Here is a 19,036-nt window from a genome sequence, read left to right on the forward strand (position 1 = left end):
ACTGTATAAGGTTCAGATTACAGTTGTTGAATGTCAGTCCCTAGCGCCGGTATGATCCGATATCCGTGATACTGGCTTAAAATACCGGTAATTTCATACCAGGTTTTTTCGCGAATTTGCGAAAGGTCTGCAAGATCTTCGCGGACGTATAGCGTTAAAGCCGTGTTTTCTCCTACCAAGATCGGGATATCGTAAGCTCCCGCTTGCGGCTTATCCGGAATGTGCTGAATTTGGGCCTTCACCTTCACAAGTCTCCCGATATAAGGCATTGCTTTATGAGCTGCAAGCAGATCCTCTGCGTGGATCGCCCTCGGTTCCGGCGCTTGGCCGTCGGAACCCGTTTGAATGTTTTCCGATTCCGGCCTTATTTCAATGAGCCCTTCGTACTCGGCAACCGTTCCGGTTATACGTACGGAATCGCCTTTTTTGACGGCAGTCTTCGGAAGCATCAGGACATGCATCCCGCCCGTATCGTCCTCGATATGTACCGACAGCTTCCCGTCGCGGTTTTTCCAAATGACCGGATCGGTCACGACGACGCCGCGTACGGCTACTTTTTCACCCCGCAAATCCTTGGCTTCCAGGATCGATACTTCCGGCGATTGGAAGGACGAGCCCGGCAAACGGTACGCATCCGGCGCTTCTTTAACAATATTGGTATGTTTCCCTAATACGGATATATTTAACCGGTTCTTTGTCATCGGATCGGAACCGTTCTGAGCAACAACGTTTGGAATATTCGTCGTAACCGCGATGGTAGTCATTGCAGCCGCAAACAGCAGAAGCCGGGCTATATTTTTGCGATTGAACAAGGTCATTCTACTCGCTCCCTTCCTTGTATTGCTTTGACTTTAGCTTAATGGATAGATGTTAATCGGAGACGCATGGATTGTAAACCGGCCGTAAAACTTTATTAAACTAATATTTCCCTCTTTCTAACGGGTGCCAAATGCGATATTTTAATAGTACATTAATGTTCATGATGTATAATGGGGATCAGCTGCTTATATTCAAATACTCTACCGCCGATTGCGCCGTTTGTAGCACTATTCATTATGCACTATACTTATGAAATACTATACTTACGATTCTAAGGAGAACTCATACTCATGCACAAAAGCTTAAAAGTGATTGCTTCCGCTGCCATCGCCTTCTCGATGTCCGCCACAGCTGTTATGGCAGAAACGCCGGCTGCTTCGACTTCAACGGCCAAAACAGCTGCGGATTTTTCGGATCTTGCCAATATTGACACCGGCTTGAAAGCCAAAATTGACGCGCTGCTAGCCAAAGGCGTACTCGAGGGCGTATCCGCCGACACGTTCGGCATTAATCAAACGATGACCCGGGCGCAGTTCGCCAAAGTCGCAACTTTGATTCTCGGACTCCAGGTGGACAACTCGGTAACAACGTCCAGCTTCTCCGATGTGAAAACCGATGATCCGGCCAACGGCTGGGCGGTTGCCTACATTGAAGCTGCCAAAAAAGCCGGCTTGATCGACGGGATTACCGATACGACGTTCGCTCCCGGCGACAACGTTACGATCGGCCAATTCGACACCGTACTGCTGAAGGGGCTTAAGAAAAATGTTGACGTGACCGGCAATCCTTGGTATGCCGACGCCGTGAAACAAGCTACGGAGCTTGGTATCCAGGCAGCAGGCAAAGACGGCGCGAGCGTGGCAACCCGTACCGATCTTGTTATAGGCGCATACGAAACTTCGCAATTGATCAACAATCCTTCGAAGCCGGAAGAACCGACGACAACTCCGGCACCGGATCAAGCAGCCATTAAGGATGCTACCGCCATGGGCCCGCAAACGGTTCAAGTGAACCTTGACCGAGCCGTCGACACATCCAAAGCTTCGCTGTCCCTGCAAAAAAATTCGGAAACCGTGCCCGTGACCGTTTCTTGGTCTGACGACAAGCAAACGGCAACGCTCTCCTTGAAGGACGACGCCCAATTGTCGAACGGTACGTATACGGTATCGTTGGGAGGACTCGGCTCCGCGTCCGTAACGTACTCTTTCACGTATGAAGCCAGCGTATCTACCGGAGATTCCGATACTACAATTGACGGCTTGGGCGCCATTGCAAACGTCATCGACAGCGACTTGACCGAAGCCGCTACCGGAGAGAACGGCTATGTTACGAGAGACGTTGCCGAAAATCCAATTCTTAGTAAGTTTGCCAAAGAAGTGAAGCTCAAAGTGACCAACTCCTCCGGAGAAGTGGTTGCCGTGCCTGGGATTATTCAGGCCATTACGAGTTCCGATTCCGTCGTTGCCCGCGTTGGCTTGTCCAGCGATCACAAGGGATATGTGATCGGGAATGAAGCGGGAACGGCTACGTTGAACATCGTGTATAAAAACGCAAAAGGCGAAACTAAACAGACAACGGTGCCGGTAACCGTAAAAACGGATAGTGTGACGGCCGTGAAAGCTGAAGCCGATACAAAAGCCCAAAAATATGCTACCGTAACCGACGGCGTATATACGAGCGATTTCAATGCTTATACAGCCATGAATTTGAAAGTTTATGACAATTATGGCATCAAGTACGAGAAAGAAGAAGCTCGCGGCTACAACTTCGCTCTAGGGATCGTCTTTATTCCGGAGCATATCGTCGGCGACCCGGCCGAAGGCCCGACCGGTACGGTAACCATCGCTTCTGACGGAGCCGTTCATGTGGAAGGCAATGTGACGCAATTCGATTTGACTGCGAAGCTAACGAACGGAAATTCAATAACAACAGAAATGTATATTCGCCGCTAAGTTTAGCGGCAATAAAAAAACAGATCATCCCTTTGTATAGTAGGGGATGATCTGTTTTGTTTCTTCTAGCGTATGGCTTGAATATCTTCTTTGGAGCTGCTGATTAAATAAGTTCCATCATCGATCGGCGCTTTGGTCAATTTTAAATGAAGAATATATAAATGACCGTTTTCGTTGATCAAATAATTATATTCGTCCTCCCCGGCCACATCCATGATGATCCATGTGCGATTATAGTATACATTTTGCGCCTCGAAATTGTTTGCATCGCGGGGGCACATGGTGGGACTGCAGTTGGAAAGCCTCGCACCAAAGCTGGTCCAATCTTTGACATAGGTTCTAATCGACTCTAATTTTTTTGCGTTTTTCTCCGTCGTCACAATGTTAACGCTCTCCCGGCTGTAGTAAATCGACGGCCGGCTTTTCCACTTTTTGGACAGCTCGTCCTCGCTCACAAATAGCCACTGGGTGTATTTGTCGCGAACCTTTTTCAAACCATCCGTATCGATTCCCATACGCTTCACATCGGTAAGCCGATAATAGTTGGTCAATTTAGAGTTGTCGTGAATGTAGCATGTCAGCAGTGGAAACTGTCCGCCCAAATATTCCACCATATACGCCGATGGATTCGCGAGCTTGATTTCTTCATAGACCAGCTCCTGATCGTTCGGCCGCTGCGCCTGATTGCGGGAGTTGATGTAGATCGTTTTATTTTGTTCCTTCCAATAAACGTTTGCGCCAAGGTAATTGGAAATATCCGTTAAAGCAAGGTAGCTTTTATCGTTATACACAAGCGGCGGCGTGCTTAGCTTTACAGGAGAGCCATCGACCTGCACATTAAAATCGGGGCGCAAGTAAGCTTGAACCTGTTGAAGGACATCCTCGGCGTAGGCGCCTGCCGCAAAACAGGTGCCCATCAAACCTGCAAGCAGAACCGTTCTCCATTTCTTCATCCTCAACTGAACCTTACTCCCCATTCTGTATCATTTCATCCAGTTCCTTCGCGATCAGATCATGGATAAGTTTGTTCGTGTTGTCCATATTTTCGCGAGCTGTCTGAGTTACGTTTAAAACCTGCTGTTGGAACGCCGCCTGTAGAGTGTTGATCTGATTCGTATCTTTTAGCGTGCCAAGATTTCGCACCAATTCGACGGCCGAGCGCAGCTGATCGAGCAGCTTCAACTGTTGGCTGGATATTTCCGTAATCTTATGATCTTTAATCTGCTTCAGCTGTGCGCTCGCTTTTTGCGCAAATTGCTGCGCCTCCAAATATTGATCGGTTAGCTTCTTCATACTGACATCCATATAGTAATAATTCGGAATGCTGGAATTGCCGTTTTGCTGCAGCATTAGGATGTACATCATGATCGATTGATCCACATCGCTTAGCCACTTGTAGGTATCCTTCAGCAGCATTTGTTCCTTTTGCAGACGCAGCTTCTGCGGGTCAGGTTGAGCCGCAGGTTGAACTGTGGGAGGTGCAGGCTGGGCGGCCGCCGGTTTCACGTCGACGCTGTATGTCTCCTGGTTCCATTTGACCTCGGTACCCAGTTTCGCCAAGTAATAGATCGGCACCATCGTTCTGCCGTTATAATTGATGGCGGGGACGTCTTCCGGTTGCAATTCCGTTCCGTCGTAATACACTTTGACGACCGGATTGCCGTTATAATCTCCATTCACGCCTGAAGCGTTAGCGATGCTTGCAGACGCCAACAACAAGGTTCCGACCAACATTATTTTTTTCACGACTTTCACCTTCCATTGGTTAATTTTGCTTCTCTCCTGCATTACGACGGGTCAGGCAAATATTTGACGTTGATATATACCGAGCCTTTGTAGCTGTAGACTTCGCTGCGCTGGTTCATATCGATCGTTTTGTCGACGACGCCGGAATTTTTGTAAAAAGAAATAACCCTGCGGTCCGGATCGATCGAGATTACTTTTTTATCGGCGGTATTATTCTCTTTTGCGAAATCATCATAATGGAAATAAGCGACACCGTTCACTTCGATCGCCTTCATCCGGTTATACCATGTTTCCACGACCGATTGGTCGCTGCCTTTTCTCGGGGTATTGAGCTCGACGGTTTGCCCTTTCTCGTTCCAATACACTTGAATACCGGCGATTTTGGCGACATCGCGCAAGCCCAAATATGTCGAACCGTCATACATCAGCGGAGCGCTCTCCAATTTGAGCAAATTGCCGTCCAGCGTAACAGGCAAGGAAGGGCGCAGGAACGCCTCAATCTGCTGAATGCCGTCCGCCGCGTAGGCCGAGACGGTGATGGACACGGCAATGCCTACGAAAACCCCTGAAACAAACTTCTTCATAGCTTTCCCCCCTTACGTCTCATGTCTATCTACGAAATATCGAAATTAAAGTCTCATTACTTAGTAATAGGCAGTACAATCGGGTTCGTTTGAACCGATTTGAACGTATGACCGTCGGTAGCCCCGTCCATCAAAAAATTGATTTTTGTAATCTCGTCCAGATTGCTGTTTACCTGAACGACGATTTTGCCCTTTTTTTTCATCTTGCCTTCAAATACACCGTCTACCGGGTCGGAGTAGTAGGCCGATCGGGCCGCATCCGCTTTTTCATCCGTGTTTAAGTACAGGCTTCCTCTCGTCGGATACCAGCTTATCGAATTGTCGCTAATATTCTCGATCGTCACATCAAGGATAACCGCCTTGATCGGGGACGCATATTTGTCTCTGGCATAAGCGGAATCGAGCGTCACTTTGGAAACCGTCATCGTCAACGGACCGGACGTAATATCGACTTTCACGTCGTAGGACCGAAGAAAAGGCAAATTTTTATCATTAATCGTAATCGTGCGGCTGCTTTCATCCCACTTGACGTTGGCGCCTAGCAGTTCGGATATCGCTCGCAGCGGGACGTAACTGGTTGCATCTATAATTTGTATATCGGCATTTACTTGTTTTCCGTTAACAATGAGCCGGATATCCGATGCCGCATAAACCCCCAAGGAAAATGTGCCGACCAATAGCGGAACCATGCCTGCCAGCAGCCATATTTTCTTTTTCACAAAAACTCCCCCCTAGTATAGGACGACAAAATAGCGTTTAAAGTTGCTCTATTATACCATATGTAAATAATTTACACTTGTAAAATTTAATATTGTAAAAAGATTGAAAGAGTGCGCATTGCAACTGTAATAACCCCTATCGCACGATAGAGGTTACGGTACTTCTATGATATAAAAGAGCAACTCATCCTTGAATCCCGATGATATACCTCAACGGATCGCTTGCGCTCATAATCTGAATCTGCCTGCCTTCTACGATAGCCGCGACAAACTTTCCTTTCGAAGTGGAGACGTTAATATAATCGGTACCGGGCCGAAAGCCGGACGCGGACCAGCCGCGCGCAATCTCATGGCGCAAGTCCCCGCCTGTTACAGCACCGGTGGCGACGATAACGGAAGAATAATTGCGTATATCATCATTCAGTTCGATTATCCCGGACGTCGCATTCAACGTGCCCGTCAAAAATCGCTCATAGCTTGCCGACGTAATAACGGTGCCTGTCGCCTCATTGCCGATCTTCCCGCTGCGTCCCGCTTCGCCGGAATTGCCGTCGATCACGACGCCACTGCTGCTCTGTTTGACATACACCATGTAGCTATATGCTGGCGTGTACCCCTCATTGCTGATCCGGTTATGGGAAACGTCGGCAATCGCGCAACCATCGAGAAGAATCGCGCTGTAGCGCCCGTCCCCTTCCTGAGACAAGCCTCGAAGCACATTATTTTTGGCGACCAAATGGTTTGTCGTGCTCACATAGATGCCTTCTCGCTTAGCATTGGCAACGGAATTGTCCGCAAGCTGTATATTATCTCCGCCAATGATCCGCAAGCCGCTGTTTTTCACGTCAGATATGACGTTATGGCAGACAACTACCTGGGTCGACGGCTCATCAAAGCCCTTTGCCGTTTTTCGCGTGACCACAATGCCGTGAAAGCCTGTGCTTTGCAGTACATTATTCGATATGATCATGCTGCGGCAGGAATATGCGGCAATTCCGTGTCCACCGACGCGAGCGATCGTATTCCCGGAAATGACGGCGTTATCATAGCTTTCCGGTTTAATGGCAATATCCTGCAAATCCTCAAAGTGATTATTTACGATGCGAATATTTTCGTGAAATACTTGCTTTCCGTCTGCGCCGAACTTGGAGCCGTGCGTACCGACGCCTCGGTGCCCGTTCACAAAAGTACATCCTTCGACAAGCACATCCCGGCACGGCGTATCGTCATAGGCACCGAAGCTTGGAAACGATTCGCTGGAAGCAAAATCAAATTGTACCATTTCGAACTGCCCCGATGTCGTAATCCGCTGATCTTGGAACCGGCAGTGAAGCAGCTTAATGTTGCGGCTGGAATTGAATTCGATAATATGACCGTTATGTCCGTTTATAAAGGTGACCCGTTCCATATGAATGCCGTCGGCATGACCAATCGCGAACGCCATAAAGCCTCTGCTCGGATCGGTAGGGAGGTTCACATCGGCGCATAAATCGATCGTACCGCCGATAATTGTCAGGTTGCCCTCCCCCTTGTACCCGACGGCATAATTCGCATTGCCCAATTGGCCATTGACGAACAGCTTCAAATTCGAATCGGGATTGCCTAGCTTTTTCAAAACGGCGCGATCTTCCATCCATATCGTCGTGTTTTTGTATAGACGAAGTGTCCTGGTGATCACGTAAGCGCCGTTCGGTACGTACATTGTGCCGCAGCCATTGTCTTTAATGGCTTGAAGCGCCCGCTCAAACGCTTCCGTGTCATCCTGAACGCCGTCCCCTTTCGCTCCGAAATGAGCGACATTGTACACCTGCGGTTTGCCTTTCCCGCCCGGCCCTTCTTCGGGATCTTCCTTATATACGGACTGGGTAACGGACGGCGATGCCAGCGAATCGGAATACATGCTGATGGCACCGGCGGTCGCTACCGCACCAAACGCGCCTATTTTTCCAAGCGATGCCAGCAGCTTCCTTCTGCTGATCCGATGGTCGACTCCTTGTGGTTTTTGCTGCATACCGATCCGTCCTTTCGACATTGAGTTAGCCGGTAAATAAATGAATACGATGCTCTTGAGTAACGTCAGAACATATAATTTATAGGGTTACAATCTGTTTTTGGCGACGGCGGAAAAATACCCACTCTTTGAACCCGATTTCCTTGAGCCGAAGGCGTACCTGCTCCCATTCGTCGCCGACCCGGTCCGGACGATGCGCATCCGATCCGAAGGTAATGCCAACGCCGTAATACAGCGCCCGTTCCAAAATATCGTCGGCCGGATACCAGCCTCCGCATTCTTTCGTTTTGCCGGAAGTGTTGACTTCTATGGCGATCCGGCGTTCCGCAATCACCTTCAGCACTTCGTCCAGCACCTTGGACGGAACCTGAGATAACGATGGATAGTTGGCCTTCAGCGCGTCCATATGTCCAATAACATCGAACATGCCGCATTCCGCGGACTGACGGATCAGGTCGAGGTATTGATCCTTATGTTCCGTTATTTGTTCGGGCGTCAGCCCTTTCCAGCGTTTGCGGTCAAATATTTTGATGCCTCCGCTCCAATGAACCGAGCCGATAATGTAGTCGAACGGATACTGACTGTAGACTTTGCGGTGCAGTTCCATATGCTCCGGGAAATAGTCCGTCTCCAAGCCGAGCAGCACCTCAATTCGGTCCTTGTATTCCTCCTTCAGCCGGAGAACCTCAGCGATATATCGCGGAAACTCGCTCTTCGCCATCGCCGTCCGCGGGTTCGGATGATCCTCGGTGCTTTCGAAATAAGGGGAATGGTCCGAAATGCCGATCACGTTCATTCCCGCTCCCAGCGCCGCTTCAATATAATCGCGAATGCCGCTCTCCGCATGACCGCACCGATCGTGGTGCGTATGCAAGTCGAATTTCATAGTCGTTGCTTCCTTTCGCAGCTTAAGATTTCAAAAGATGACGCTTCCCCGCCATATCGCCATTCACACTTACCAAGAACGAGGCAACAGCATACTTTTATAGCAGAAGATGGTCGGTAACAACTGCATTTGACATTATTTTAGCGCTTCCATTTCATATCTCACTATGGAGCAAAACCACTTGCATATGGATTATTGTATCTTTTTCGGAACTTGAGGCGCACGGCTTGCGGAATCCGTGAATGCGTTATTTTCGGCTTGACCGGTAGTCCGAAGGTGTGCGCCCGCTCCATTTTTTGAATTGTTTGGAAAAAAACAAAGCGTCCGTATAGCCTACGGAATAAGCTACCTCTTCAACGGTAAGCATGCGGGATAGCAGGATTTGAGCATGCTCCATCCGAATGTTGTGCAGGAAGGCTGCCGGAGTAAGGCCGGTTCGACGCTTGAATATTTTGGAGAAATACGTGCGGTGGTAGCCCAAAGACTGAGCTAACCGCTCAATCGATACAGGCTGGGAATACTGCAAGGATAGCCACCGGACCGCTTGCTCCACTTTTTGATCCGCCTCGGCGCTCAACATCTGCTTCTCCGTGGCTTCCTCAAGCAGCCACTGACTAAGCAATATCCGCAATAATCCGCTCGATTCCAGATCGCAGCCCCGAAGCCCCTGATTCAGCACGGTCTGTATGCGGTATAGAAATGCCGCCGTTCTGCGCCGCTGTTCGGCCCGGACGACTGGCCGCTCCGAAGATACTGATATTTTCTTTAACAAAATATCGGCCAAATGGCCTTTAAAACCGACCCAACGGTAAAACCACGGATTCGCAGGATCGGCGGAGTAGACGACTTTTTCCCCCGGAAAAATAAAAAAACAATCCCCTGCCTCGATCTTATGCGTCCGCCCGGAACAGTAAAGCTCCCCGCTGCCGGAGACGACATAATGCAGCAAGTAATACTCATGCACTCTTGGGCCTACGGTATGCGTAGGCTTCGTTCGCTGATGCCCGGCGAATAGCACGGTAAGGTCGCCGATATCGGGCCGCGGATTAAGCGTGACCGAGTAGTTCTTCGGGAACATGGATCTACCTCCGGTGACAATCTTTTGCTTGATAGTCTTATTGTACCTGATAGGGTTGTTGAAAAAATATATCAAATAATAATTCAATTAAATATTTGCATGATGGAAGCGAAAAAAACGAATCGTCTATTCAACGATTCAGCCATTTCGTACGATATGATATTTATAAGGGTTTGTCTCATTAGAAAAAATGGAGTGACGATCCCGTATTGTTCACGCCGGCATGTTGCAGCCGCGCTAAAAAATCTGGCTGATCTGAAGCGACGACTCTTTACTAAGATCGATAAAAGCTTCGCCTGCCTGCACCAGAGGATGCGTGGGATCATGCGGCTGGATCATCAGGATCGTCCCTTCCCTTCCGTCGGTGAGCATCACGGAATTGCCTATGGAGAAGCTCATGATTTTATCGATGAACCGCTTGGTGATGGCGGGGTCCAATGCTCCGAAGGCTTCCTTTTCCATTTGCAGCAGCACTTCGTAAAATGGCAAGGGACCGCGGTACGCCCGCTTCGATGACATCGCATGGAATACGTCGGCTACCGCGACAATGCGGCTGAACGGATCCATCTGACTGCCGGTGTTGCCGAGAGGATACCCGCTGCCATCCATTCTTTCATGATGCTGGAGAGCGACCAGCGTCTGCCGATGAATGATGCCGACCGTATCCTTCAATAGTTCGTAGCCCAGCACCGTATGATTTTTCATCCATGCATACTCTTCCGCCGTCAACTTATCCGGTTTTTGTAAAATATCTTGCGGAATCAGCATTTTTCCCACATCATGCAGCAAGGCAGCGGTAGATAGCTGCAGGAGCTCCTGGTGATCGAGTCCGAGCCACGTCCCGAGAAGCGCTGCAATCGCTCCGACAGCGACATTATGCCGGTAGGTGTAATCGTCCTTCGCCTGGAGCGCTGCGAATAAACCAAATATGTCGTTACCGGCCGCAGCTTCAAGAATCATCGGGATGACATCATTGCGTATCTCCCCAAGAGGAATTTTTTTCGTTCTCCGCACTTCCTCAAACATTTGGCGGACTAGCCAAACGGCTTCCTCGATCGATTGATCATGCGGGTACGGTTTCATATTGATATAGGGGCCGATCGCCGCCACGTCTTGACTTTTTAACATAATTCCATGCTTCTTTAAAATGGCCGTGTGCTCATAATTGATGATTGCAGCATTAGGTATCAGCAAAACGCCGCTATCGCTAAAAATATCCCGGTTCAATTTTTTTCCGATTGCATGGCGTAAAATCGAATTCAGCCTTTTCAATGGTTCTCCTCCTTATTCCCATCAACAACGATGACCAGTCCTAATACCATAGTACTATTTCCTTCTAAACATTTTCTTGACAAGGCGGCGACTGCCGTGAAATGTCACGTATTCCATGATCCCATTGCACCGTTGTTCAGAAAATGTATAGAATCGGTTGATATAATAGTCATAGTCCAAAAGGAGTGTTTCCGATGAGCAATCAGGCGAAAAAAGTCGAGTTTTGGAACAATCAATTAATCGAACTGCATACTTACGATAAAGAAATATATATGACGCAAATTATGGCGGATGTGAATGACCTGTTCATCATTCAGCGGCCGGTAAATAACAATAATACGTTCATGCCGGTAACCGACGGCTTTCCGATCACAGTTTACTTTCATGATCAACAGCAGGGGTTATGCACCTTCGATTCCACCATTTGCTTATATAAAAACAAACTGGCTGTCGTTCGGCCTGCCATGGATGCGATAAAAAAAGCGCATCGGAGACGGTTTTTCCGGGTTCCTGTGGAAACGGAGGTGAGCCTGAGCACACTCCCAGCCGACAATCAAGAGGCAGAACCGTACGGCACTTATGTTACGCACGACTTGAGCGGCGGAGGGCTCTCTTTCCTGTGTCCGCACAAACTGGAAGAAGGAGAGCTTGTAGCGGGCTCGCTCCAACTAGACACCGCCCGTTCTCGGAAAAGCATTGCGTTTACAGGAAAAATTATTAATAATGTTAAAATCAGGAACAAACGATATAAAGTCTCTCTGGAATTTACAGAAGTGAAGGAGGCCGTACGTTCCGACATTATTCGATTTTGCAACTTTAAACAAATTGAATTGCGCAACAAGCTGAGAAACTATTCGTTGGAATAAAAATATGAGGGCCGTGCTCTCGAACGTCAAGGTGCGAAGCATGTCAAAGTATAAAATGGTTCTCGTCATGGCGTTGTTTTTGATTGCAATGATCGGCATCCGGATTGCATGGACCGTCTTTCATACAACGCCCCCTCACCCTCAGGCGGAAAAAGGCATACTGGATTTGCGCAATCAAGGGCTTCCGGCGGATCGCGCGATTAACTTGAACGGACAATGGGAGTTTTTTCCCTCTCGCTTTGTGCTGACAGCTCCGGACAAAGCCACAGATCCCGTTTTCCCAAGCGAAGATCCGCTCTATGTTCAGGTTCCGGGCAGATGGAATGGCGACGCAGTAAAAGAGAGCGAATCTTCTTTACACTACGGGACGTACCGGCTGCGAATTTTAACCGACAGCGGCAGCCCGCAGGAGTACAGAATCCGGATGAACAGCATCAAGTCCGCCTCGGCCGTATATGTAGACGGTAAATTATTGGCCGTCTCCGGCCGTCCTGCGCAGGAGAAGGAGCAGCATGTGCCGAAAACCGTCCCTTACTCCGTTACGTTCACATCGGAACGGAGTGAGATCGAACTCGTCATTCTAGTCTCCAACCATTACGGAAAGCTAGGCATTACGTTACCGGTCTACTTTGGAACGCCGGAAGCCGTCGCTCACCGGACGTTATTATCGATCGACATGCAGTTGCTGTTGTGCGTCGTGCTCTTCATGCATGGCGTATATGCCGTTATCCTCTATTTATTGGGGGCGGCTAACAAAGTATTGCTTTACTTTTCCCTATTGGTGATCTGCACGATCATCAGCGTACTGGTCGATGACGACATGCTGTTATGGAGCATATTGCCGTTCCATTACGAATGGTCCGTGAAGATTCTTGCGTTGTCTTATATCGGCATCGTGGCATCCATGCCGCCGTTGATCCGACATTTGTTTTCGGAACACAGTCCAAGCCGAGCCTACCGGTGGTTCGCCGCTTTTTGCGGCGCATACGTTTTGTTTGTGCTGGCCGCTCCGTCCGAGTACACGGTTCCTACGCTGTCGAAGATGCTTCTGATTATCGAGCTTTCATCCATGGTTATCATCACGCAAATGCTGCGCGCCGCTTTAAAAAGAGATAAGGACGTCCTCTTTTTGCTGTTTGCCGTTGCCAGCATTACGCTCAATATTATTTGGGGTATCGTCAAATTCAACATGACGCTCGATCTGATGTATTATCCGTTTGATCTGATGGTTGCGTTTTTCAGCTTTGCGGCCTTCTGGTTCAACCGGTTTTTCCAGGCGACGGATCAGACCAAGCAGCTCGCGGACAAGCTTCGAATGGCGGATAAACGCAAAGACGATTTTTTGGCGAACACCTCCCACGAGCTGCGCAATCCGCTTCACGGGATCGTGAATATCGCCCAGTCCGTCCTGGATGATGCCGTGAGTCCGCCGAATGAAAAAAACAAAAAAAGCTTGGAAACCCTGATCACCGTCGGACGGCGCATGTCGCTAATGCTCGACGACCTGCTTGACGTGACAAGACTGCAGGATAACGCCATTCGCCTGCAAAAGAGAAGCCTCCGGGTGCAATCGGTCGCCGCCGGCGTGCTTGAAATGATCCGGTTTATGACCAACGGCAAACCTATCCGGCTGCATCTCAATATCGAGGACGGTTTCCCTTCGGTGATCGCGGACGAAAACCGGCTTGTGCAAATATTGTTCAATCTGCTGCATAACGCGGTTAAATTTACAGACGAAGGACAGATCGCGATCCGCGCGGAAGTCCGTGACGGGATGGCCAACATTCATATTGCGGATACCGGAATCGGGATGAACAAAGATGTCCAAGAACGAATATTTCAACCGTACGAACAAGGAGAAGTAGCGGCAACGCGGGCGGGAGGAGGCTTCGGCCTCGGCCTGAGCATTTGCAAACAGCTTATTGAGCTGCATGACGGCACTTTGCAGGTTCGCTCGACCCCGGGACAAGGCTCCGTCTTCACCTTTACGCTGCCCTTGTCCGGAGATTCCGGCGAGCCTGACGCACCCGTTCACGATACCGCTTTGCAAGGCAGCGATATCCAAACGGCATACATAACGGCATCCTTCCCCGCGGATGAACCCGGTCAGGAGCTTGCAATCGCGCGGAGCCGGCCAAAACTGTTAGCCGTAGACGACGATACCGTAAACTTGAACGTATTAAGGGGCATTCTCGGCGAAGCGCACTACGATATTACGACGGCGGCAAACGGCCCGGAAGCGATTGCCAAGCTCGAAGCCGGCCACTATGATCTCGTCATTGCGGATGTGATGATGCCGCGCATGTCAGGCTACGAATTGACGCGAGTCATAAGGGGACGCTTCTCGATCTCAGAGCTGCCGGTTCTCTTGTTGACGGCGCGAAGCCGCTCGGAGGATGTTCATACCGGTTTTCATTCCGGAGCCAACGATTACGTAACCAAACCGGTAAACGCTTGGGAGCTGCGCTCCCGGGTGCGTGCGCTAACGGATTTGAAGGAATCCGTCGGCGAACGCCTGCGTATGGAAGCCGCGTGGCTCCAAGCGCAAATACAGCCTCATTTTATATTCAACACGTTAAACTCCATAGCGGCGTTAAGCACCATGGATACGGTAAAAATGCGGCGGCTGCTGGAAGTATTCGGAGACTATTTGCGAAGAAGCTTCGATATTCATAATTCCTACCGTCTTGTTCCGATTGAACACGAACTGGCGCTTGTCCGGTCTTATTTGTTCATCGAGCAGGAACGTTTCGAAGAACGGCTGCAGGTACAATGGGAAATCGACCCTGATATTCACTTTGAACTGCCGCCGCTGTCCATACAACCGCTTGTGGAAAATGCAGTAAGACACGGCATTCTGAAACGCTCCCGAGGCGGGACGATCCGGATTCGGATTATGGATCACGCAAATAGCGCGGAAATATCGATCTGCGATGACGGCATTGGGATGAAAGAAGAAAAGCGAAATCAGATATTGGACAAGCCTTTGGATACCTCCCACGGGATTGGCCTGCGTAATACCGACCGCCGTTTGAAGCAGCTGTACGGAGAAGGATTGGAGGTTCATAGCGCCCCCGATCAGGGCACAACCATCGTTTTTCGGATTCCGAAACAAAGGATGAGCGGCGATTAAGCAGCTCATCCTTTGTTGTCTAGCTTCAAGCGGTCATACCATTCGGTGATGTAGGGACTCGGCAGCTCGTTTAATTCTTCGAGCAGGACGTTCGTCAGCAATCGATACTGACGGGTTACCGCCAGATGATTATTCGTGGCGGCGAAGATGTTCATCAATGCAAAATGCGCTTCCTCCGCAAGCGGATGCCGCTCGGTGATCTGGAAGTACATTTCGGCTGCCGCTTCCCATTTGCCGCATGACTCGTACCATTCCGCCATCTGAAATGCAGCGCGCATCCACAGCGTCTTCAGCCTTTGACGCTCGCTTTCCGCCCACCAGAAGCCATATTCCCGCAAATAATGGCCGGTATACAGCTGCATGATTTCATGATAATATTCGATCGTTTCGAAAGAAACGGGAGGAGCCGACTTTAATTTATGTTCCCATTCCTCCACATCCAGCGTGACGTCATGAGCATTCAAAATATACCCGTCAGTCATATTCGATATTTGAAACCGCCCGCCGAACGGCTCCAGCGTTTTGCGGATGTGATAAATGCTTGTATATAACTGGGCGTACACTTTGTTCGTTTCGTAATCGGGCCACAGCGTTTCGATCAACACGGATTTGCGAACCAGACTGCCTCGATGTTGGAGTAAAAATAAAAACAGCTCATGCGCCTTGGTCGTCCGCCAATGCAAGGGAGTTAGTCGGTCTTTGGACGTTTCGATCAATACATGCTGCAATACAGTCATCCGAATGGACTGGCTGTCCGTCAACTTAGCATCACCGCGGAAGTTCACATTGCCCTGGAGGCGCTGCAATGTTTTGGCCAAACGTTCCGTTCCGACCGGCTTCACGACATAATCCAGCGCGTTCAATTCAAAAGCTTTGACCGCATACTCGTCATAAGCCGTTACAAACACAATATTCAGATTCGGCTTTTTCTCCAGCAGCTGTTCCGCGAGTTCAATACCATTGATCTCAGGCAAATGAATATCCAGAAAGACGAGATCCGCTTGTTCTTGCAAAACGTGTTGTTGTCCCAGTAACGGATCCATAAATTTACCTATGATTTCGACTTCGGCCACTTGCAGCAGCTGGTGTTCCAAATAATCCAAAGCAAGCCGTTCATCGTCAATAAGTATGACTTTCATATGCAGCTCCTCAAGTGTTGGTAATGATGTACTACCGTTTCTATATATTTTCGGAAATTTCATCCCTTTTGTTCATAGCTGCGAATAAAAATACCGCTTCACAAGAAAGTGAACCGCAGGCGAGCATAAATAACCCGCAAGAAAGCCCTTTATTACAAAGTGCTAATCTTACGGGTCATCGTTTTTCATTACCTCTTGTTCGGACGGGAGAATATTCAACGGCCTATGCGCCCCTCATGACTTCATAACCGTTAATGATAGCTGCTGCGAAAGTTACGCGATGATTGCGGAAAAAATGAAATAAGAGTCGGGCGTCCGGACAATCTTCGTCATACCGCGGGAAATTAAAGAAGTCTTCATCCGACCAGCCTTTAGTCCGCAGGCTTTCGATCGATTCGGCGATGATATGCGGAATAACCGGCTTCATTACCGTGGTCATACGCGCTCTCCCCGAAGCTTATTCAGATACTGGGGTTTTCCGGTTTTTGCCCACATCAGGAAACAATACCGATTGTTAATAATGGCTGGATTTTTGGAAGGGAGCAGTGGCTTCTTGGCACTGGATTTCTTTCTCATATCTTTCACCTCCGATTGATTTGGACTTGTTATTATTGTGCCCAATCTATCAATCTATTAAACGTCGGTTTTGAGAGAATCCCTTTGTCCGCCATGCCGCCGCCTCTTATGAGCTCCTAACCATCGTTACTGTTCCTCGTTCGGTGCAAGCATTTCTTTTATCGTATCAAAGAGGAGCGGCTCATAGTTCCAAAGCTCCACGCTGACATTAATATACTGCGCACCTTCGTACTTTTGACCGTGAATATGTCCGTGAATATTGACGTAAGGCATATGTTTATTCATGTACATCGGTTCATGGGATAAAAAATAAAAACCGTTATACACGATCGGATATTCGCTCACTTCATGAAATCCGACATCAAGCCACCAACTTCGCGTTCTACCTCGATCATGATTGCCCATAATTAAAAATTTATAGCCGTTCAACCGGCTTACGATGGCTTGAGTCTTCTCCCGATTCAAAAACGAAAAGTCGCCAAGGTGATAAACCTTGTCATCCTTCCCGACAACTGCATTCCATTTGTCGATCATCGCCGCATTCATTTCATCCACATCGGCGAAGGGGCGGGATTCAAAATCAATAATTTGCTTATGACCGAAATGATGATCGGATATTACGAATACGTTTGTCACCGATCTGACCTCCGTTCTATATCGTTGTTCGATCTGTAATCGTTTCCTATGCTCTGCTCTGCGATGGATTCATGTCATACAAAAAATCGCCGAAATTTACGTTTCAGCGATCTTTTTATGCAATGTCAATCGGTATCATTACCTGACTCTGCGGTATGGCCTCGGGTAGTTATTGTCCTGCTGCGTGAGCGCCCCCAGGATGAGAACAATGGCGGATACGATGTGCATGATCATGCCTACGACCGGAATGAACCCGACCAAGGAGGTGACGATTCCGACTACGCTGCCGAACCGTCCTGCATGTTCTTTATGGCAGATTAGCAATGTGACCAAGTGCAGTGCGAGCATAACCCATAGGGCGGTGTAACCGGTAAATATAATGAAGGCTCCTCCGAGAATAGGTATGCCCAGAAAAGCTTCCAGCCCGCCCGTTACGAATTTCATTAATCTCGATAAACTCATTTTCGTTTCCTCCCGATGTGCAGCCCTAGTATCGGCTCCTTTGTATAAGTTTATTATACCCTCCGGAACCGAAGCAAACATCGGACTTAAGTCAAAACACGTTCCCCGTCTGTGGTCGGGGGTCGCCGTCACAAGGAGCTGGACGGAAACAGAGGCGATCACTGTACAGCGCTAGGGCTGGAGCGGTTGGTTATTCGTCTGCCACACGTCCTTCAGCGCGGAACGAAACAATGCATCGAGCCGGTCATCTTGCTCCTCTTGCCGAGCCTCCATGGCATCTGCGGCTTTATCGTAATAGGCTATTTTCTCCTCCAAAAAACGATGGATCGGAATCATGCTCGGTTCGTAAGTTGTCCCTCCTCCGTCCTTTTTCCGGTCCAGCAAGTGTTGAATCGCCTTCTTCAGCTCGCTTCCGTCCGGCACTAAGCGTTCGACCAAGACGCCAAATTCCAACGGTGGCATCGTACGGTATTGCTCAATCCATTGACATGCCAGTATGGGGCGCAGTACGTAAAAATATTTTTTAATTTGGACCTGATCTTGCTGCAAAAAAATTCGATAGTTCCTTTTTGCCATATGCAAGTAATGATAGGTGCATGACTTGGGAGAAAACAATAATGGTGAAATGCTGCGGATTTGCTCGGCGACCGAAAAGCGTTCCATATAAACGATCGGTGACTCTAGCCACTCAAGCAGCGACGGGTTCGATTTGCGGATCAACTGGAGCGCTTTCTTCAAATCCCATCCGTTGATATCCATCGCGCTGTGGATCGGCCTTTCAATGACATCGCGTTTGTCGAAGATTGACAAATACCACTCCACCGGCCTGATATAGATGAATCTGACGTCGTAGTCGCTAGCCTCCGAATGGACGCCCCATGCCCGGCTCCCCGATTCGCAGGCGTATAGGATGCGTACATGCTCTTCTTGTTCGACGGCTTGCAAATGCTTTGTAAAATGATGCCGAATATTGTTCATGCCGCGTTCCTCCTTTGCTTGCTGTCACATGCCATTATGACCCGATTTGCTCGCTTTACTCCAACGAGAACAAAATCCGCCGCGGCGCCTCGTTGATCGAGAGGTAGCTTTTCCTTGAACCAACATAATAGTTCAGCTTCGCTGAAAAAATATACATTTTGTTGTTAAAAAAAATTATA

General features: G+C 49.0%; 17 protein-coding genes. 3 read left to right on the plus strand and 14 right to left on the minus strand.

The genetic code is table 11. The annotated features are described in order from the left end of the window. Positions 1-17: 17 nt before the first annotated feature. On the minus strand, positions 18-818 hold the full coding sequence (locus ACFQI7_RS25420) for a hypothetical protein (RefSeq protein ID WP_218099770.1): 801 nt from the start codon (positions 816-818) through the stop codon (positions 18-20). Positions 819-1,109: 291 nt separating this feature from the next. On the opposite strand from ACFQI7_RS25420, the gene ACFQI7_RS25425 reads away from it, so the two are divergent. Beyond that, positions 1,110-2,771, plus strand: coding sequence for an S-layer homology domain-containing protein (locus ACFQI7_RS25425; protein WP_218099771.1), 1,662 nt, complete (start codon positions 1,110-1,112; stop codon positions 2,769-2,771). 65 nt (positions 2,772-2,836) lie between these two features. Here the strand turns inward: ACFQI7_RS25425 and ACFQI7_RS25430 are convergent, their stop codons facing one another. From ACFQI7_RS25430 to ACFQI7_RS25465, 8 genes are all read right to left on the minus strand, one after another. Beyond that, positions 2,837-3,724 (minus strand): stalk domain-containing protein, encoded by an 888-nt coding sequence (locus ACFQI7_RS25430; protein ID WP_230415089.1) that lies wholly within the window; start codon positions 3,722-3,724, stop codon positions 2,837-2,839. 13 nt (positions 3,725-3,737) lie between these two features. Next, complete coding sequence (locus tag ACFQI7_RS25435; RefSeq protein ID WP_218099773.1) at positions 3,738-4,517, minus strand: stalk domain-containing protein; 780 nt, start codon at positions 4,515-4,517, stop codon at positions 3,738-3,740. 41 nt (positions 4,518-4,558) lie between these two features. Then, complete coding sequence (locus ACFQI7_RS25440; protein WP_218099774.1) at positions 4,559-5,101, minus strand: stalk domain-containing protein; 543 nt, start codon at positions 5,099-5,101, stop codon at positions 4,559-4,561. A gap of 56 nt (positions 5,102-5,157) precedes the next feature. Continuing rightward, positions 5,158-5,820, minus strand: coding sequence for a copper amine oxidase N-terminal domain-containing protein (locus ACFQI7_RS25445; protein WP_218099775.1), 663 nt, complete (start codon positions 5,818-5,820; stop codon positions 5,158-5,160). Positions 5,821-6,004: 184 nt separating this feature from the next. Next, a complete protein-coding gene (locus ACFQI7_RS25450; protein WP_218099776.1) occupies positions 6,005-7,831 on the minus strand; it encodes a right-handed parallel beta-helix repeat-containing protein in 1,827 nt (608 codons plus the stop codon). Between the two features lie 79 nt (positions 7,832-7,910). Then, positions 7,911-8,717 (minus strand): histidinol-phosphatase, encoded by an 807-nt coding sequence (locus tag ACFQI7_RS25455; RefSeq protein WP_218099777.1) that lies wholly within the window; start codon positions 8,715-8,717, stop codon positions 7,911-7,913. A gap of 247 nt (positions 8,718-8,964) precedes the next feature. Further along, positions 8,965-9,795 (minus strand): AraC family transcriptional regulator, encoded by an 831-nt coding sequence (locus ACFQI7_RS25460; RefSeq protein WP_218099778.1) that lies wholly within the window; start codon positions 9,793-9,795, stop codon positions 8,965-8,967. Positions 9,796-10,032: 237 nt separating this feature from the next. Beyond that, a complete protein-coding gene (locus ACFQI7_RS25465) occupies positions 10,033-11,067 on the minus strand; it encodes an HD-GYP domain-containing protein (RefSeq protein WP_230415057.1) in 1,035 nt (344 codons plus the stop codon). A gap of 194 nt (positions 11,068-11,261) precedes the next feature. Between ACFQI7_RS25465 and ACFQI7_RS25470 the strand changes: the two genes are divergently transcribed. Both ACFQI7_RS25470 and ACFQI7_RS25475 read left to right on the plus strand, forming a co-directional pair. Further along, entirely contained in the window at positions 11,262-11,933 is a 672-nt protein-coding gene (locus ACFQI7_RS25470; protein WP_218099779.1) for a flagellar brake protein, read from the plus strand. A 40-nt stretch (positions 11,934-11,973) separates the two neighbouring features. Beyond that, positions 11,974-15,066 (plus strand): hybrid sensor histidine kinase/response regulator, encoded by a 3,093-nt coding sequence (locus ACFQI7_RS25475; protein ID WP_218099780.1) that lies wholly within the window; start codon positions 11,974-11,976, stop codon positions 15,064-15,066. 5 nt (positions 15,067-15,071) lie between these two features. Here ACFQI7_RS25475 and ACFQI7_RS25480 read toward each other — a convergent pair whose 3' ends face one another. The 5 genes from ACFQI7_RS25480 to ACFQI7_RS25500 form a co-directional block, all read right to left on the minus strand. Beyond that, complete coding sequence (locus tag ACFQI7_RS25480; RefSeq protein WP_218099781.1) at positions 15,072-16,205, minus strand: response regulator; 1,134 nt, start codon at positions 16,203-16,205, stop codon at positions 15,072-15,074. 223 nt (positions 16,206-16,428) lie between these two features. Then, a complete protein-coding gene (locus tag ACFQI7_RS25485) occupies positions 16,429-16,644 on the minus strand; it encodes a hypothetical protein (protein WP_218099782.1) in 216 nt (71 codons plus the stop codon). Between the two features lie 263 nt (positions 16,645-16,907). After that, positions 16,908-17,417, minus strand: a complete 510-nt coding sequence (locus tag ACFQI7_RS25490) for a metallophosphoesterase (RefSeq protein ID WP_218099783.1) — start codon at positions 17,415-17,417, stop codon at positions 16,908-16,910. A gap of 138 nt (positions 17,418-17,555) precedes the next feature. Then, complete coding sequence (locus tag ACFQI7_RS25495) at positions 17,556-17,879, minus strand: hypothetical protein (protein ID WP_218099784.1); 324 nt, start codon at positions 17,877-17,879, stop codon at positions 17,556-17,558. A 171-nt stretch (positions 17,880-18,050) separates the two neighbouring features. Beyond that, positions 18,051-18,857, minus strand: coding sequence for a nucleotidyltransferase domain-containing protein (locus ACFQI7_RS25500; protein ID WP_218099785.1), 807 nt, complete (start codon positions 18,855-18,857; stop codon positions 18,051-18,053). Positions 18,858-19,036: the final 179 nt, after the last annotated feature.

The sequence above is a fragment of the Paenibacillus allorhizosphaerae genome, from assembly GCF_042659105.1.
GTDB classification, from domain to species: domain Bacteria; phylum Bacillota; class Bacilli; order Paenibacillales; family NBRC-103111; genus Paenibacillus_G; species Paenibacillus_G allorhizosphaerae.

What these genes read in the sequence shown, in the direction of transcription:
- ACFQI7_RS25430 (WP_230415089.1), bottom strand. Translation starts at nt 3,724, where the DNA reads ATGAAGAAATGGAGAACGGTTCTGCTTGCAGGTTTGATGGGCACCTGT.
- ACFQI7_RS25500 (WP_218099785.1), bottom strand. Translation starts at nt 18,857, where the DNA reads ATGAACAATATTCGGCATCATTTTACAAAGCATTTGCAAGCCGTCGAA.
- ACFQI7_RS25455 (WP_218099777.1), bottom strand. Translation starts at nt 8,717, where the DNA reads ATGAAATTCGACTTGCATACGCACCACGATCGGTGCGGTCATGCGGAG.
- ACFQI7_RS25450 (WP_218099776.1), bottom strand. Translation starts at nt 7,831, where the DNA reads ATGCAGCAAAAACCACAAGGAGTCGACCATCGGATCAGCAGAAGGAAG.
- ACFQI7_RS25420 (WP_218099770.1), bottom strand. Translation starts at nt 818, where the DNA reads ATGACCTTGTTCAATCGCAAAAATATAGCCCGGCTTCTGCTGTTTGCG.
- ACFQI7_RS25460 (WP_218099778.1), bottom strand. Translation starts at nt 9,795, where the DNA reads ATGTTCCCGAAGAACTACTCGGTCACGCTTAATCCGCGGCCCGATATC.
- ACFQI7_RS25440 (WP_218099774.1), bottom strand. Translation starts at nt 5,101, where the DNA reads ATGAAGAAGTTTGTTTCAGGGGTTTTCGTAGGCATTGCCGTGTCCATC.
- ACFQI7_RS25480 (WP_218099781.1), bottom strand. Translation starts at nt 16,205, where the DNA reads ATGAAAGTCATACTTATTGACGATGAACGGCTTGCTTTGGATTATTTG.
- ACFQI7_RS25495 (WP_218099784.1), bottom strand. Translation starts at nt 17,879, where the DNA reads ATGAGTTTATCGAGATTAATGAAATTCGTAACGGGCGGGCTGGAAGCT.
- ACFQI7_RS25485 (WP_218099782.1), bottom strand. Translation starts at nt 16,644, where the DNA reads ATGACCACGGTAATGAAGCCGGTTATTCCGCATATCATCGCCGAATCG.
- ACFQI7_RS25470 (WP_218099779.1), top strand. Translation starts at nt 11,262, where the DNA reads ATGAGCAATCAGGCGAAAAAAGTCGAGTTTTGGAACAATCAATTAATC.
- ACFQI7_RS25475 (WP_218099780.1), top strand. Translation starts at nt 11,974, where the DNA reads ATGTCAAAGTATAAAATGGTTCTCGTCATGGCGTTGTTTTTGATTGCA.
- ACFQI7_RS25425 (WP_218099771.1), top strand. Translation starts at nt 1,110, where the DNA reads ATGCACAAAAGCTTAAAAGTGATTGCTTCCGCTGCCATCGCCTTCTCG.